This is a genomic window from Aeromonas sp. MR7, assembly GCF_963899385.1.
Taxonomy (GTDB): Bacteria; Pseudomonadota; Gammaproteobacteria; order Enterobacterales; family Aeromonadaceae; genus Aeromonas; species Aeromonas bestiarum.
This window is the reverse complement of the sequence record NZ_CAWQXH010000050.1, coordinates 142,153-157,051: the sequence shown is the minus strand read 5'-3', so window position 1 is coordinate 157,051 and position 14,899 is coordinate 142,153. Positions and strand designations below refer to the sequence as shown.

General features: G+C 62.2%; 11 protein-coding genes. 7 read left to right on the top strand and 4 right to left on the bottom strand.

Annotated elements, in window-relative coordinates:
* Positions 1-58: 58 nt before the first annotated feature.
* On the bottom strand, positions 59-970 hold the full coding sequence (locus tag AACW87_RS19595) for an AraC family transcriptional regulator (protein WP_241325902.1): 912 nt from the start codon (positions 968-970) through the stop codon (positions 59-61).
* 289 nt (positions 971-1,259) lie between these two features.
* Between AACW87_RS19595 and AACW87_RS19590 the strand changes: the two genes are divergently transcribed.
* Positions 1,260-2,000 (top strand): SDR family oxidoreductase, encoded by a 741-nt coding sequence (locus AACW87_RS19590; RefSeq protein WP_043557713.1) that lies wholly within the window; start codon positions 1,260-1,262, stop codon positions 1,998-2,000.
* A 98-nt stretch (positions 2,001-2,098) separates the two neighbouring features.
* Here the strand turns inward: AACW87_RS19590 and AACW87_RS19585 are convergent, their stop codons facing one another.
* Complete coding sequence (locus AACW87_RS19585; RefSeq protein WP_241325901.1) at positions 2,099-3,004, bottom strand: LysR family transcriptional regulator; 906 nt, start codon at positions 3,002-3,004, stop codon at positions 2,099-2,101.
* 101 nt (positions 3,005-3,105) lie between these two features.
* On the opposite strand from AACW87_RS19585, the gene AACW87_RS19580 reads away from it, so the two are divergent.
* The 3 genes from AACW87_RS19580 (at position 3,106) to AACW87_RS19570 (ending at position 6,520) form a co-directional block, all read left to right on the top strand.
* Complete coding sequence (locus tag AACW87_RS19580) at positions 3,106-3,744, top strand: NAD(P)-dependent oxidoreductase (RefSeq protein ID WP_241279099.1); 639 nt, start codon at positions 3,106-3,108, stop codon at positions 3,742-3,744.
* A gap of 445 nt (positions 3,745-4,189) precedes the next feature.
* Positions 4,190-5,260 (top strand): isopenicillin N synthase family dioxygenase, encoded by a 1,071-nt coding sequence (locus AACW87_RS19575; protein WP_241325900.1) that lies wholly within the window; start codon positions 4,190-4,192, stop codon positions 5,258-5,260.
* Positions 5,261-5,356: 96 nt separating this feature from the next.
* Complete coding sequence (locus AACW87_RS19570; protein WP_241279097.1) at positions 5,357-6,520, top strand: trans-sulfuration enzyme family protein; 1,164 nt, start codon at positions 5,357-5,359, stop codon at positions 6,518-6,520.
* Positions 6,521-6,585: 65 nt separating this feature from the next.
* Here AACW87_RS19570 and AACW87_RS19565 read toward each other — a convergent pair whose 3' ends face one another.
* Together AACW87_RS19565 and asd are read right to left on the bottom strand one after the other, a co-directional pair.
* A complete protein-coding gene (locus AACW87_RS19565; protein WP_241325899.1) occupies positions 6,586-9,387 on the bottom strand; it encodes a M16 family metallopeptidase in 2,802 nt (933 codons plus the stop codon).
* A gap of 614 nt (positions 9,388-10,001) precedes the next feature.
* Positions 10,002-11,117, bottom strand: a complete 1,116-nt coding sequence (gene asd, locus AACW87_RS19560) for an aspartate-semialdehyde dehydrogenase (protein WP_098983901.1) — start codon at positions 11,115-11,117, stop codon at positions 10,002-10,004.
* 337 nt (positions 11,118-11,454) lie between these two features.
* Between asd and sugE the strand changes: the two genes are divergently transcribed.
* From sugE to focA, 3 genes are all read left to right on the top strand, one after another.
* Positions 11,455-11,769, top strand: coding sequence for a quaternary ammonium compound efflux SMR transporter SugE (sugE, locus tag AACW87_RS19555; protein ID WP_017765470.1), 315 nt, complete (start codon positions 11,455-11,457; stop codon positions 11,767-11,769).
* 128 nt (positions 11,770-11,897) lie between these two features.
* The gene (gene ycaO / locus AACW87_RS19550; protein WP_098983900.1) at positions 11,898-13,658 is read left to right on the top strand and encodes a 30S ribosomal protein S12 methylthiotransferase accessory factor YcaO; all 1,761 of its coding nucleotides are present in this window, start codon (positions 11,898-11,900) and stop codon (positions 13,656-13,658) included.
* Positions 13,659-14,038: 380 nt separating this feature from the next.
* A complete protein-coding gene (focA, locus tag AACW87_RS19545) occupies positions 14,039-14,887 on the top strand; it encodes a formate transporter FocA (protein ID WP_043136208.1) in 849 nt (282 codons plus the stop codon).
* Positions 14,888-14,899: the final 12 nt, after the last annotated feature.

Below are 14,899 nucleotides of genomic sequence, written 5' to 3'. Positions count from 1 at the left end.
CACAGTGCTTTATGCAGACCGGGGGATGGGCGCCCTGCCGCCAAACCGCTCACAGGGTTCAGCCCTGGCGGGGCGCTATGGGCAACCAGTACTCCATGCGGGCATAAGGCTGTTGGCCATCGAAGTCGGGGGTGTAACGCTCCAGCTCGAAACCATCCAGCCCCCGATAACCCGAGGCGGGCAGCCAGTGCAGGATGAACCAGTTGAGAGTCTGCCCCAGCTGGCTGATGGGGCCCACATGGCTGAGCACGGCGTACTCCTGGGGCGGGATGGCCAGACGAGCCAGCCCGCTCGGCGGCTCGCTCCCCTCCTCTGCCGCCACGCCCGCCCAGTAGACCAGCTGCTCTCCCGCGCCTGACACATCCACCACGCCGATCAGATCGCGGGCCCTGTCCAGACCGCCGGCACTGCGCAAGGCATGCCAGATGGCGGGCACCGTCTGCTGGAAATCGGGCTCGCTGGCGAAGAGCCCGCGGATCAGCCCCTTGACCCCCTGCAATATGAAGCCCGGCTGACTCTCGACCCGTACCTGCACCAGTCTGGGGGCGCTGGCGAGCGGCGTATGGGCTCGCACCAGCGGGGTGCGCAACCCCAGCCGCATCCCCCGCTTGCGATAGGCCAGCGGCGAGCAGCCGAACTGCTGCTTGAAGGCGCGGCTGAAACTCACCTCGGAACCAAAGCCGTAGCAGAGCGCCAGATCCAGCACCCGCTGGCGGCTCGTGAGCAGCGCCTCCGCCGCCAGGCTCAGCTTGAGCTCGCGCACATAGTGGGCCACCGTCTGCCCTGTCTCGTGCAGGAAGACCCGCTGCAACTGCCAGCGCGACCAGCAGCTCTGCTCGGCCAGCTGCTCCAACGACAACGGCTGATCCAGATGCCCATGGATGTAGTCGAGCACCCGCTCGATGCGGGTGAAATGGGCGCTAGCCTGTGGCGCGGGGCCCGGGGATGCGAGAGGGAAGGTAGGTGTCATTGGGTGGTCGGGATCGCTGCCGGCAGAGGGGCACGCTCGCCCAAGTGGCCACATTAAACATGGCCGTCGCCCCGGCGGCAAGTGGCCTGCGGCCACCGGCAGGCAGCGCACGCCGCTTGTCACTCGACGCCATGCCGTCACCTGGGCCTTCAACAAGGCCGTCACGCCAGCTTGGCAGGCTGTCACAAAAATGACGCATTTCCCTGTCAGATTGTTTGAAAACAAATATATCAATTAGCCTGAAAAGCCAATAAAGTCCTCGTTCGAATCTTTTGCAGGGAGAGCCAAGATGAAAAAAATTGCCTTGATCACCGGAGCCCGTGGCGGCATAGGATCCGCCATCACCACCGCCTTGCTGGCCCAGGAGTATCGCATCATAGCCACTCACTCCAGCGGCAACAGTGCGGCGGCCCATGACTGGTACGGGGAGCAGGGTTATCGGCCGGAGCAGGTGCGGCTGCTGCCGCTGGACGTGGCCGACACCGCCATGTGCCGCGAGACCCTGGGTCGCCTGTTGCAGGACGAGGGCCGGGTGGACGTGCTGGTCAACAACGCCGGCATCACCCGGGATGGCGCCTTCAAGCGCATGGCGCCGGAGCAGTGGTTCGAGGTGATCCACACCAATCTGTGCAGCCTCTACAACGTGACCCAGCCGCTGTTCGACGCCATGTGCGAGCAGCGCGATGCCCGCATCATCAACATCTCCTCGGTCAACGGCCAGAAGGGGCAGTTCGGTCAGGTCAACTACTCGGCGGCCAAGGCGGGCATGCTGGGCTTCACCAAGGCGCTGGCGGCGGAAGGGGCCCGCTTCGGGGTCACGGTCAACGCCATCGCCCCCGGTTACACAGCCACCCCCATGGTGGAGGCGATCCGCAGCGATATCCTCGACAGCATCAAGGCCGACATTCCCATGCGCCGCCTCGCCAAGCCGGAGGAGATAGCCGCCGCCGTGGCCTTTCTCGCCAGTGAGGCGGGCGCCTATATCACGGGGGAAACCTTGGCCATCAACGGCGGCCTCTACATGAAGTAATGCCGGGAGTTATCTCATCGACAGAGGGCAGCCAACCGGCTGCCCTCTGCTTTTGGCAAGTTGAGACAAAATGGCGCAGCCCCTGCCTGCCACCCGGCTCAGGGGCGCGCCGCCGCGGCCCCCACCGGCTCGGCGAAGTGGCTGCGCAGGGCCGTGATCACCCGCCGCACCTTCTCCGGGATCTCCCGCTGGGGAGTGATGGCATGGATCTCCATGGGCGGCACCCGATAGCCCGGCAGCAGCTCCAGCAGCCGCCCTTGGGCGAGATCCTCGGCGATCTCCCCCTCGGGTTGCAGCGAGACCCCCTGCCCCGCCAGGGTGAACTGGCGCAGCGGCAGCACGTTGTTGCACACCACCCTGGGTTTGGGTTTGACCTTGTGGCCCTGCCCCTTGTCGTCGAAGAAGGTCAGGCCTCCGCTCAGCATGTCCGCCGCCAGCCAGTCGTGTTCCAGCAGATCTGCCGGGCTGCGTGGGGTGCCCTTGCGCGCCAGATAGGCGGGTGAGGCACACAACAGCATCCGGGTCTGACCTAGCTTGCGCGCCACCAGGCTGGAGTCGGAGAGGGTGCCGACCCTCAGTGCCACGTCGATGCGCTCGGCGATGAGATCCCGCTTCTCGTCGTCCGCGATGATCTGGATACACAGGCCGGGATGGGCCTGCAACAGGGGCGACAAGGCCCGCGCCAGCGGCTGGCCCGCCATCCCCACGGGCGCCGTGATCCGCACTTCACCGAGCAGGCTGTCGCGCACCTCCGAGAGGCGCAGTTCGGTCTGGTTCAGCGTCTGTTGCAACGACTGACACCCCTGCCACACCACCTCCCCCGCCTCGGTCAGGTTGAGGCGACGGGTGGAACGGTGCAGCAGGGTGAGGCCGAGCAGACTCTCCAGCTGGCTGATATGCTGACTGACGGCGGAGGGGGTCATGCCAAGGGCCTTGGCGGCGCCCGTCATGCTGCCCGCCTCCACCACGGCGGCGAAGATGGCGTAACGTCTGAGCTGTTCCATTATTAAATCCAGCTTACAAGTGAATCAATTTTATAGCCGATTATTAAATCACATTCGGCGGCGTAGGATAGCCCCATTCCAACAGTGAAGGAGAATCACCCATGAAAATTGCCCTGATCGGTGCCAGCGGTTTTGTCGGTACAGCCATCCTCAATGAAGCCGTCAGCCGCGGCCATCACGTCACCGCCATCGTCCGCGATGTCAGCAAAGTCGCTGCCCACCCGCAGGTCACCGCCGTCGCCGTGGATGCCCAGCACCCACAGGCGCTGGCCGAGGTACTCAAGGGGCACGACCGGGTGATCAGCGCCTACAACCCGGGCTGGACAGCACCGGATATCTACGACCAGTACCTCAAAGGGGCCAAGGCCATAGTCGCGGCGGCCGTGACCGCCCACAGCTGGTTGCTGGTGGTCGGTGGTGCCGGCAGTCTGGAAATCGCCCCCGGCGTACAGCTGGTGGATACCCCTGACTTCCCGGCCGAGTGGAAGCAGGGCGCCCTGGCGGCCCGCGACGGCCTCACCGCCCTGCGCCGTGAAACCACCCTCGACTGGCGTTTCGTCTCCCCGCCCGTGTTCCTCGAACCCGGCGACAAGCGCGGCGGCTATCACCTCGGTGGCGATCAGGTGCTGTTCAGCGGCGACAAGCCTGCCGGGATCACGGTCGGCGATCTGGCCGATGGCGTGCTGAACGAGGTGGAAAAACCGGCTCACCTGCGCCAGCGCTTTACCCTGGGCTACTGAGTGGACAACTGAGCAGGCTCACCGATCAGGTCTCAGCCTGAGCCCTGCTCAACGCGCGAAACAGGAAGGGAGGCCTCAGCCTCCCTTCCTGTTTCGCGTCTCCGATAACCAGGCCCGCTCCCGCCCGTGAACGCTCGTGCCAACCAGCCACTTGTTTTCGCACTAACCGGATGCCCGCAGCCCCATGGGACAGCCGGTACACGGCCCCATTGACCGCTTAATAAACACCCAGCCAAATGGGTATCGAATTCTATTTCGATTTTTGTATATAACTAAGAATAATTTGTTGTTTCCGTCTTATAACGCCGAACAGTAGCATCACCCTCAATCCAAATGGCGCCATCTTTACCGATCGGCCCGGTGGCTCACCACCGATCGGCGCGCTGTCGTTTTTGTACTGAGTGGCCGGGAAACGTCCCGGCGCTCAGAAAATGAGGAGGTGCACATGGAACATTCACCACTGCCGATCATCGATCTCGCCGCGCTCGAAGGCGCCCCTGACACTCGTCGCCAGATGCTGGCCAAGCTTGGCCGGGCGGCCCGCGACATCGGCTTTTTCTATCTGACAGGCCATGGCCTGAGCGAGGCGCAGCAGCAGGAGACCTTGGCGCTGGCGGCCCGCTTCTTCGCCCTGCCACAGCAGGAGAAGCTGGCGGTGCAGATGGTGCACTCCCCCCATTTTCGCGGTTACAACCAGGTGGGTGCCGAGCTCACCCGCCAGCAGCCGGACCGGCGCGAGCAGTTCGACATCATGAATGAGGCGCCTGCGCTGGCAGAGGACGAGATCCATGCCCCCTGGCAGCGGCTGATAGGCCCCAACCAGTGGCCCGCCGCCCTGCCCGAGATGAAAACGCAGCTGCTGGCCTGGCAGGAACGCCTGAGTGACATCACCCTCACCCTGCTCGCCGCCTTCGCCGAGGTGCTGGCGCAGCCGCAGGGAGTGTTCGATGCCAGCATCCAGGGCGCCCCCTATCAGCACATGAAGCTCATCCACTATCCGGGGCGCGAAGCGGGTAGCAGCAGCCAGGGAGTGGGCGCCCACAAGGATCCCGGCTACCTGACCCTGGTGATGCAAGACGATCAATCCGGCCTGGAAGTCGAGACGGCGAGCGGCTGGATCCCGGCGCCGCCCCTGCCGGGGGCCCTGGTGGTCAATATCGGCGAACTGCTGGAGCTGGCTTCCAACGGCTATCTCAAAGCCACCCTGCACCGGGTGGTGAGCCCGCCGCCGGGGGTATCGCGCCTCTCCTGCGCCTTCTTTATGGCGGCGCGGCTCGATGCTAACGTGCCTTTGTTGCAGCTCTCCCCCGAGCTGGCGGCGCAGGCACAAGGGCCCGAGAGCGACCCCGCCAACCCGCTCTTCTATCAGGTGGGTGAAAACGTGCTGAAAGGGAGGCTGCGCTCCCACCCGGACGTGGCGGCGCGCCACTATACCACCGCCCCGGCGTCGGCCAATCAGCAGACAACAAGTGGGCAGACGACAAACAGCGAGCGGCGCGAACCGCAGCCAGCCTGACTCTGCCATACCTATTAGACGGGGGACGCCGCGGCGTCCCGCCACCCGGATGACACAAGCAGTTAAGCCACAGCCTGGCAATGACGGAGTAATAGAATGAAATTCAAAACCATGAGCGTGCACAGCGGCCAACGGATCGATCCCCAGACCGGCGCCCTCACCACCCCCCTCTACCAGAGCAGCACCTTCAGCTACTTCAATGCCCAGGCGGGCAAGGAGCGTTTCGCGGGTCAGGCCCCCGGCTTCATCTACAGCCGCTTTGGCAACCCCACCACGGCCGAGCTGGAACAAAAACTGGCAGCCCTTGAGGGTGCCGACGAGGCGCTGGTAGTGGCGAGCGGCATGGCGGCAGTGAGCGCCATCATGTATGCCCTGGCCGACAGCGGCGACGAGGTGGCCTACATAGGCCCGCTCTACGGCGGCACAGATGCGTTTCTCAAGCAGACCTTCAGCCGCGCCGGCATCAAGGTGACCGCCTACGAGAGCGATCAGGATCTGCTGGCCAACATTCGTCCCGCCACCAAGGTGGTACTGTTCGAAACCCTGACCAACCCCACCCTCAAGGTGGTGGATCCGCGCATCGTGGTGCAGGCGGCCCGCAAGGTGGGCGCCATCAGCGTGTGTGACAACACCTTCCTCACCCCCTATCTGCTGCGCCCGCTGGAGCTTGGCATCGACATCGTCATGCACAGCGGCACCAAGTATCTGGGCGGCCACGGCGACATCATAGCCGGTGTGGTGGCAGGCTCCCACGCGCTGATGAAATCAGTGCGCACCGTGGCCCTCAAGCACATAGGCTCCCCCATAGGCCCGCAGGAGGCCTACCTGCTGCAGCGTGGGGTCAAGACCCTGCCACTGCGCATGGATGCCCACCTGCACAACGCCCAGAAGGTGGCCGAGTTCCTGGCCGATCACCCGGCGGTGAAGAAGGTGATCTACCCGGGCCTTGCCAGCCATCCGGGTCACGACGCCCTCGGCGCCTTCGCCAGCGGCTTTGGCGGCATGGTGAGCATAGAGCTGGAAGGCGGCTTTGCGCGCTGCGCCACCCTGCTCGACAACCTGCAGCTGTTCGTGCAGGCGGTGAGCCTGGGGGATCTCGAGAGCCTGGCCTGCCATCCGGCCAGTACCACCCACGCTGCCATGGACGAGGCGAGCCGCCTCGCCGCCGGGGTGAATGACGATCTCATCCGCTTCAGCATAGGGGTGGAAGACGCCGACGATCTGATCGCCGATCTGGCGGCGGCGCTGGCCGTCGCCTGATACCCTAGCCCCTTTCACGGCTCAAAAAACAGCCCGCCCCATGTGAATGGGGCGGGCTGTTTGCATCAAGGAGTGGAGAGCCGCTTGTCAGGGGCGGAAGAGATCCGCTGCACCGGCCAGCCCAGCGCAGCCAGCTCGGGGGCCAGCACCTTGGCATCCCCCACCACCAGGATCACCATGTCGTCGGGGTCAAGCCAGCGGCGGGCCAAGTCTCGCAAGGTGAACGTCGACAGCTGGCTGACCGTCCGTACCCGCTGCTCCACATAATCCTGCGGCCACTGCGCCAGCAAGATGGGCAGCATGTACTCCACCTCCTGCGGCAGCGTCTCGTAATCCAGCGCCTGGCGGTTGAGCACACCTTCACGCAGGGTACGCACCTCCAGTCGGGTCGGGCCCTGCCGCTGGTATTTGTCGAGCTCCTGCAGGATCTGCTGCAGGGCGGCCCGGGTCACCTCGGTGCGCACGCTGCTCTGCAGCAGAAAATAGCCCGCCTGACTGTTGCCGTTGAAGGCGGTATCGATGAAGTAGGTGTATCCCAGCTCCTCACGCAGGCGGATATGCAGCCGATCCGCCAGGGAGGCATTCATCAACCCGGCCAAGAACTGCTCACCAGACCCGTCGCTCGCCATGGCGCGGCGCCCCATGCGAACAAGGCTCTGGCTGGCGCCGGGATTATCCAGCAGATAGATGGCCCGTTTGGCCTGCTGGCCGGCAAAGCCGAGGGGCCGCAGGCTGGGCGATTGCCCCTCTGGCTCAACCAGAAAAGATAGTGCACTCACCACCTTCTCCTGCGCCAGATCCCCGCTCACCACCACCCGCGCCTCCCCGCTGCGATAGACAGCCCGATAGAAGGCGCGCACATCGTCCAGGGTCAGGGATTGCCACTGTGTCTGCGGATCCGGCACCCTGGCCAGGCCGTCGATCAACGCATGAAACTGCTGATCGGCCTGCCACTGGGGCTCTCGCACTTGCTGCTTCAACCATTGCTGGGTCTGGAGCTTGAGGCGCTGGAAATCCGCCGGTCGCAAGACCGGCTGCAGCAACAGCTCCCGTACCAGCGCCAGCGTCTCATCGAAGTGAGAGGTCACCCCCTGCACCGTGATCTGGCTGTAGCCTTCCTCATAGCCAAAACTCAGGCTGGCCCCCAGCTGACGCGCCCGCTCCTCAATGGCGGCAGCCTGCCACCGCTCACTGCCCTGGGACAGCATGCTGGCGGTCAGTTCAGCCAGTCCGGCCTTGCCCTCTGGCTCGGCCCGGTACCCGCCGGGCCAGTTGATGCGCATGACAAAGGCTGGCACCTCATCGCTGTAGTGACCGAGCAGGGAGACCCTATCCCCCAGGCGAGCCTGCCACAGGGTGGGCAGTGGCACGGGCAGCGCCCCGCCACTGGCGGGTTCCTGGCGCCTGTCCAGGGTCTCCTTGACCGGACGTGAGCGCAAGAGAGGCTCAGCCAGGGTGCGCGGCAAGGGGGGCGGCTCGACAAAATTGGCCTGGCCGGCCTGCCACCCTTGATGCGCCTCGGGCACCACGCTCAGCACCACCCTGGGTTTGTGCAGTACATAGTGGTCCAGTACCCGCTTTACCTCGGCGGGCGTCACCCGCGCCATCCGTTCGAGATAACGATGCAGGTAGTTGGGCTCCTGAAACAGGCTGTGGCCCGTGCCCAATAATTCCGCCTTGCCGGCCACGCTGTCCAGCGACCAGACTAGGTTGGCACGCAAGGCATTGGCAGAGTGCTCGAGCCGGGCCCCGGGGATGCCCTCCCGGGCCAGTCTGGCGATGACACCGTCTATCTCGCGCTTGATGGGTTCGAGCTCGGCGCCCTGCTCCAGATTCGGAATGGCCTGGATCACCAGCATGCAGGCGAGCACGCCACACTCATGGCGGGCAGAGACGAACACCAGCTTGCCGCTCTGTTGCAACTGTTGTTGCAGCAGGCCACTGGCGGAGCCCCCCAGTTGATCGGCCAGCAGATCGAGGGCTTCGAAACCCGGGTCCCGGGCCGAAACGGTCGGATAGGCCAGCACCAGCATGGGGTCCTGTACCGGGGCCGTCAGGGTACGATATCGACTCTTTTTCAGCGCCACAGGCCGGGGCACTGAGCGAGCCTGGCCGGGGGCTGGCGACAAGGCGCCGAAGTAGCGTTCGACCCAGGCCAGGGTTTGCGCCGGCTGGATATCACCGCCGATCACCAGGGTGGCATTGTTGGGGCCATACCAGCGCAGGAAAAACTGGCGCACATCCTCCAGGGTGAGGCGCTCCAGATCCGCCATCCTGCCAAACGGCGTGTTGAAATAGGGGTGATTGGGTGGATAGAGGGTACGGTTCAACACCTCCAGCACCCGGCCATAGGCAGGCGTGTCGACCAGGTCGGCTCGCTCGTTCCTGACCACGTCACGCTTGGCATCAAACTTTTGCTGATACAGGGTATCGAGCAGGAAGCCCATCCGATCCGCCTCCAGCCAGAGCACTTTCTCCAGCTGATTGGCCGGCACAGTCTGGTAATAGCGGGTCTGATCCCGTGTCGTCAGCCCGTTGATGTCACGCCCCCCCACCTGCTGCAGCAGGCGGATATGCCCCTCCTCCCCCACATGGGCCGAGCCCTGAAACATCATGTGTTCGAACAAATGCGCCATGCCGGACTGGCCCGGCGCCTCTTCGGCCAGCCCGACCCGATAATTCACTTCCACATGCACCAGAGGATCCGAGTGATCCTGGGTCAGGATCACCGTCAGGCCGTTATCCAGCCGATATTGCTGGTAAGGGACGATAAGCGGATTGGTGCCTTTCTTTTGCTCCTTGACCAGTACCGGGCCAGCCAGGGCCAAGGCACTGAATAAATACAATAAACTCCACGCGACTCTCATTTTGTTTCCCAATTCTCAAATCTGAACATTATTATTGTTATCGGTTGTTGCACTCACGCTATATTCACGCCAATTCGCCAGCGGCCCCATTATTCATCTCTATTTGTGTGGTGATATGAATCATGCTGGCAGGTCAGTACGCTGGCGACATATCGTCAGATGACTGACCCTTGTATCAATATTTGCACGCCATGGGTGCCATGCCTGCGCACGGGTAGCACCCGGGGCCAAGGCCACCAGTGTAATCAATCGGGGCCTTCAGGGATATCTCGCGGGCACCGTCATTTGTAACAAGCCATGAGATGACCAGAGATAAGCGTTAATCATGGCCATCACAACCCTTATTTCCGAGCCGGATTCATCGCCATTTTTCAATGTGTCAAAAGGCGCACACGGATGCATTTCTCACCGGGATGACTATTTACCATTGAGTCAGGAGAAAATACGCGATCGGAGATGAATAATATCAATTCAATTAATAACGAGACTCGGCCTCTCCATGCGCACAGTCCAAGTGAATATGCTATTGCGCCGGAACGCCCGCGCTCTGCACGCCCAAACGGGCAAAAAAACAGGGGGCCTAGGCCCCCTGCTTCACACTCACCCAAGTTGGATCAACCACGAGCCAGCAGTATGTTGAGCATGCGGCGCAGCGGCTCGGCGGCGCCCCACAGCAGCTGATCCCCCACGGTGAAGGCGGCCAGGTATTCCGGACCCATGTTGAGCTTGCGCAGACGACCCACCGGGATGCTGAGGGTGCCGGTGACGGCGGCCGGGGTCAGCTCGCGTGCCGTGATGTCGCGATCGTTGGGGATCACTTTCACCCAGTCGTTGTGAGCCGCGATCAGCGCCTCGATCTCGGCCAGCGGCACGTCCTTCTTCAGCTTGATGGTAAACGCCTGACTGTGGCAGCGCAGGGCACCGATCCGCACGCACAGACCATCCACCGGGATGGCGGCATCTTCAATCCCTAAGATCTTGTTGGTCTCGGCCTGGCCCTTCCACTCTTCGCGGCTCTGGCCATTGTCGAGCTTGGTGTCGATCCAGGGGATGAGGCCACCGGCCAGCGGTACGCCGAAGTTGTCCACCGGCAGGGTGCCGGAGCGGGTCTTCTCGGTGATCTTGCGCTCTATGTCGAGGATGGCAGAGGCGGGATCCGCCAGCTCCACCGCCACTTCGTCGTGCAGCAGGCCCATCTGGGTGACCAGCTCGCGCATGTGGCGCGCGCCGCCGCCCGATGCGGCCTGATAGGTGGCCACGCTTACCCACTCCACCAGATCGGCCTTGAACAGACCGCCGAGGGCCAGCAGCATCAGGCTGACGGTGCAGTTGCCGCCGACGAAGGTCTTGAGCCCCTTGTCCAGCGCCTGTGCTATGACGTCGCCGTTGACCGGATCCAGAATGATGACGGCGTCTTTCTCCATCCGCAGGGAGGAGGCGGCGTCAATCCAGTAACCCTGCCAGCCGGCGGCTTTCAGGCGTGGATAGACATCCTTGGTGTAGTCGCCGCCCTGCGCCGTGATGATGATATCCTGCTTGGCCAGCGCCTCGATATCGAAGGCGTCCTGCAGGGTACCGGCATCGACGCCGAAGTTGGGGGCGGCCTCACCGGCCTGGGAGGTGGTGAAGAAGGTGGGTTGAATGCGGGCAAAATCCTTCTCTTCCTGCATCCGGCTCATCAGTACCGAACCCACCATGCCACGCCAACCGACCAAACCTACTTTTTTCATAATGTCCTACCCTGGATAGCTGCTATAGAAAATTGTGTATTGAAACCCGTAACCCCTTGTCCGGCGCGGGCCGTTCACAAACAGATTACAAAATACGTGTTGCGAAAAATGCGTCTATCCACATTACGGATTGTGACGACGGGCGCAAGTCGAATTGCGCAATATTCTGTGCCGTTCGCTGCAATATCCGCCAGCCAGCTCCCGGCTGATGCGATCTCTTGGCACCCAGCGTCAGCTTGGGGCATGATTGAAACCGACTGGCAGCCACTGCCCCCTGGGGACGACCCCGGGGCCTCATGATGCGCAGGGACGACCCTGCTTCCTGCGGAATATCCTTATGTCCTGGTTACTCCTGTTGCTGGCCGGCCTGTTCGAGGTCGCCTGGGCCATTGGCCTGAAATACACCGACGGTTTCAGCCGTCCCCTCCCTACCCTGCTGACCCTGAGTGCCATGGGCGTGAGCGTGCTCTTGCTCGCCATGGCGGTCAAACAGTTGCCGCTCGGCACCGCCTACGCGGTCTGGACCGGCATAGGCGCAGTCGGCACAGTGCTGATGGGGATCTGGCTGTTCAACGAGCCCGCCACCCTGGCCCGAGTACTGTGCCTGCTGCTGATCATCGGCGGGATCCTGGGTCTGAAGTTTATCGGCTGAACCGACGGCAGATCCCGGATCTGTGGATAGCTAAACGGGGCTCTTGCCCCGTTTTTTGCCTGCCAAACGCGCCGACCCCTGCTATTATCTGCGGCCAAACATGAGCCAATAAAAATCAGGACATTGTGATGACCGACCACACTTTTATTCCCGGCAAGGACGCGGCACTGGAAGACTCCATCGACCGCTTCCAGACCAAGCTGCAAGCCCTGGGGTTTGATATCGAAGAGGCCTCCTGGCTCAATCCCGTGCCCAACGTCTGGTCCGTGCATATCCGGGACAAGGAGTGCGCCCTCTGTTTCACCAATGGCAAGGGTGCCAGCAAGAAGGCGGCGCTGGCCTCGGCCCTTGGCGAATATTTCGAGCGTCTCTCCACCAACTATTTCTTCGCCGACTTCTATCTTGGCGAGCAGGTCGCCAACGGCGACTTCGTGCACTACCCCAACGAGAAGTGGTTCCCCATCGAGGGTGATCAGTTCCCGGCCGGTCTGCTCGACAGCTTCACCCGCAAGTTCTACAACCCGGACGGCGAAGTGACCGCCGATATGCTGGTGGATCTGCAATCGAACAACGAGGAGCGCGGCATAGTCGCGCTGCCGTTCGAGCGCCAGTCCGATCACCAGACCGTCTACATCCCGATGAACATCATCGGCAACCTCTATGTCTCCAACGGCATGAGCGCCGGCAACACCCGCACCGAGGCCCGCACCCAGGCCCTGTCCGAGGTGTTCGAGCGCCACGTGAAGAACAAGATCATCGCCGAAGCCCTGAGCCTGCCGCTGATCCCGAATGAGGTGATTGCCCGTTATCCCGGCATCAAGGCCTCCATCGATGCGCTGGAAGCCGAAGGCTTCCCCATCTACAGCTTCGATGCCTCCCTGGGCGGCCGCTATCCGGTCATCTGCGTGGTGCTGCTCAACCCGGACAACGGCACCTGCTTTGCCTCCTTCGGTGCCCACCCGCGCTTCGAAGTGGCCTTCGAGCGCACCGTCACCGAGCTGCTGCAGGGCCGTGGTCTCAAGGATCTGGACGTGTTCGTGCCGCCGTCATTCGACAACGAGCAGGTGGCGGATCACCACAATCTGGAGACCCACTTCATCGACTCCTCCGGCCTCATCAGCTGGGATCTGTTCAAGCAGGATGCGGACTTCGCGTTTGCCGACTGGGATTTTCGCGGCACCTCGCAGGAGGAGTTCGACCATCTGATCGGCATCTTCCACGAGCTGGAGCAGCCGGTCTACATCGCCGACTACGAGCATCTGGGTGTCTACGCCTGCCGCATCCTGGTGCCGGGCATGTCCGACATCTATCCGGCCGAAGACCTGCTGCTGGCCAACAACAACATGGGCGCCAACCTGCGGGAAGTGATCCTGGCGCTGCCGTCGCTGGCGTGGGATGCCGAGCAATACATGGCGCTGTTCGACCAGCTGGACGAAGAGGGGCACGACGAGCGCACCCGCGTCCGTGAGCTGCTCGGTATCGCCGCCGCCAAGGGCACAGCCCTGCACACCCTGCGCGTCGGCGAGCTGAAAGCCATGCTGGCGCTGGCCGCCGGTGAGCTGGAGACGGCGCTCGATCTCATCGACTGGACCATGGAGTTCAACCAGTCGGTGTTCCCGGCGGATCGCGCCAACTACTACCGTGCCCTGCGCGCCTGCGTCGAGCTGTTCATCGACCAGGAGCGGGATCCGGAGCAGTACCGCGCCGTGTTTACCCGCATGTATGGCGAGCAGACCCTGGCCGATGCCTGGGCCAACGCCCGCGGCGAAGCACGTTTCCACGGGTTGACGGCGGCCGATCTGTCCCTCGTCCAGTTCCCGCAGCACCAGAAGCTGCTGGCAGCCTATGAAAAGCTGCAAAAGGCCAAGCGAGCCCATCATTGGGCCTGATGTGGTAGTATTTGGGGGGGCCTTGATGGCCCCTTCTGTTTTATGGCACCCCGGCTGGACATTTGTTATTCAAGGATGAAATAAAAAACAAAAAATACCCCTTAGGGGGTTGCCAACGCCGAGTCCATGATGCGGGGGGGATGCAAAGATGCCTTGCCAGTACCTTTTTTCAGGCTTGACAAATAAATTCTTTAAAATCATTACATTAAAAAATCAGCATTTCTGTTTCAGCTGAAACCTGGTGTAAAGAGAGGCTTCCAGGGGACTCAAATTTTTGTAGTAAAATTACATTCACAATCTGCAATTCTTGATCGGAGTCAATTTTGACGATCTGGCCCTTTGTTATGATTTCCACAGGCAAAACAGCAGGTACATGAGAATTGAAAGCAGAATCTCCCTTTGATTGTCTCAAGCCAGAAGCCATCGCTGCACTGGCAGAAGATATAACCTATGCCAAGGCCACCAAGCCGGCATACAAGGTCATCCCCCTGGCCATCACAGCAGGCGCTTTCATCGCCATCGCTTTTGTCTTTTTCATCACAGTCACCACGGGTGCCGGCAACGTAGCCTGGGGCCTCAGCAAGCTGGTCGGCGGTCTCTGTTTCTCCCTCGGTCTCATTCTGTGTGTGCTGCTCGGTGCCGAGCTGTTCACCTCCACCACGCTGACGCTGGTGGCCAAGGCGGCCAATCGCATCACCTGGGGTCAACTGCTCAAGAACTGGGGTCTGGTCTACTTCGGCAACCTCATCGGCGGTCTCATCATAGTCGCGCTCATTATCATGTCGGCCGAGTACATGGCGGCGGATGGTCAGTGGGGCCTGAACGCCCTGAAAGTGGCCCAGCACAAGATCCATCACACCTTCTTCGAGGCCCTCGCCCTCGGTATCCTCTGCAACCTCATGGTGTGTCTCGCCGTGTGGATGGCGTTCGGCGCCCGCAGTGCGACCGACAAGGTGATGGTCATGCTGCTCCCCGTCGCCATGTTCGTGGCTTCCGGTTTCGAGCACAGCATCGCAAACATGTTTATGATCCCGGTCGGTATCGCTATCCATGCGGTAGCAGGCCCGGAATTTTGGCAGGCCATCGGCCAGGATCCGGCGACCTTCGCCGACTTGACCGTATCCAACTTCGTCCTACACAACCTCATTCCCGTCACCATTGGTAATATCATTGGTGGTGGCGTCATGGTTGGTCTGACTTACTGGTTTATCTTCCGTCGTCATCATTAAGGATGATTGCGG

Excerpts from the sequence above, each read along its gene's own strand:
- sugE (WP_017765470.1), top strand. The coding sequence starts at position 11,455 with ATGTCCTGGTTACTCCTGTTGCTGGCCGGCCTGTTCGAGGTCGCCTGG.
- ycaO (WP_098983900.1), top strand. The coding sequence starts at position 11,898 with ATGACCGACCACACTTTTATTCCCGGCAAGGACGCGGCACTGGAAGAC.
- AACW87_RS19595 (WP_241325902.1), bottom strand. The coding sequence starts at position 970 with ATGACACCTACCTTCCCTCTCGCATCCCCGGGCCCCGCGCCACAGGCT.
- AACW87_RS19565 (WP_241325899.1), bottom strand. The coding sequence starts at position 9,387 with ATGAGAGTCGCGTGGAGTTTATTGTATTTATTCAGTGCCTTGGCCCTG.
- AACW87_RS19585 (WP_241325901.1), bottom strand. The coding sequence starts at position 3,004 with ATGGAACAGCTCAGACGTTACGCCATCTTCGCCGCCGTGGTGGAGGCG.
- AACW87_RS19580 (WP_241279099.1), top strand. The coding sequence starts at position 3,106 with ATGAAAATTGCCCTGATCGGTGCCAGCGGTTTTGTCGGTACAGCCATC.
- asd (WP_098983901.1), bottom strand. The coding sequence starts at position 11,117 with ATGAAAAAAGTAGGTTTGGTCGGTTGGCGTGGCATGGTGGGTTCGGTA.
- AACW87_RS19575 (WP_241325900.1), top strand. The coding sequence starts at position 4,190 with ATGGAACATTCACCACTGCCGATCATCGATCTCGCCGCGCTCGAAGGC.
- AACW87_RS19590 (WP_043557713.1), top strand. The coding sequence starts at position 1,260 with ATGAAAAAAATTGCCTTGATCACCGGAGCCCGTGGCGGCATAGGATCC.
- AACW87_RS19570 (WP_241279097.1), top strand. The coding sequence starts at position 5,357 with ATGAAATTCAAAACCATGAGCGTGCACAGCGGCCAACGGATCGATCCC.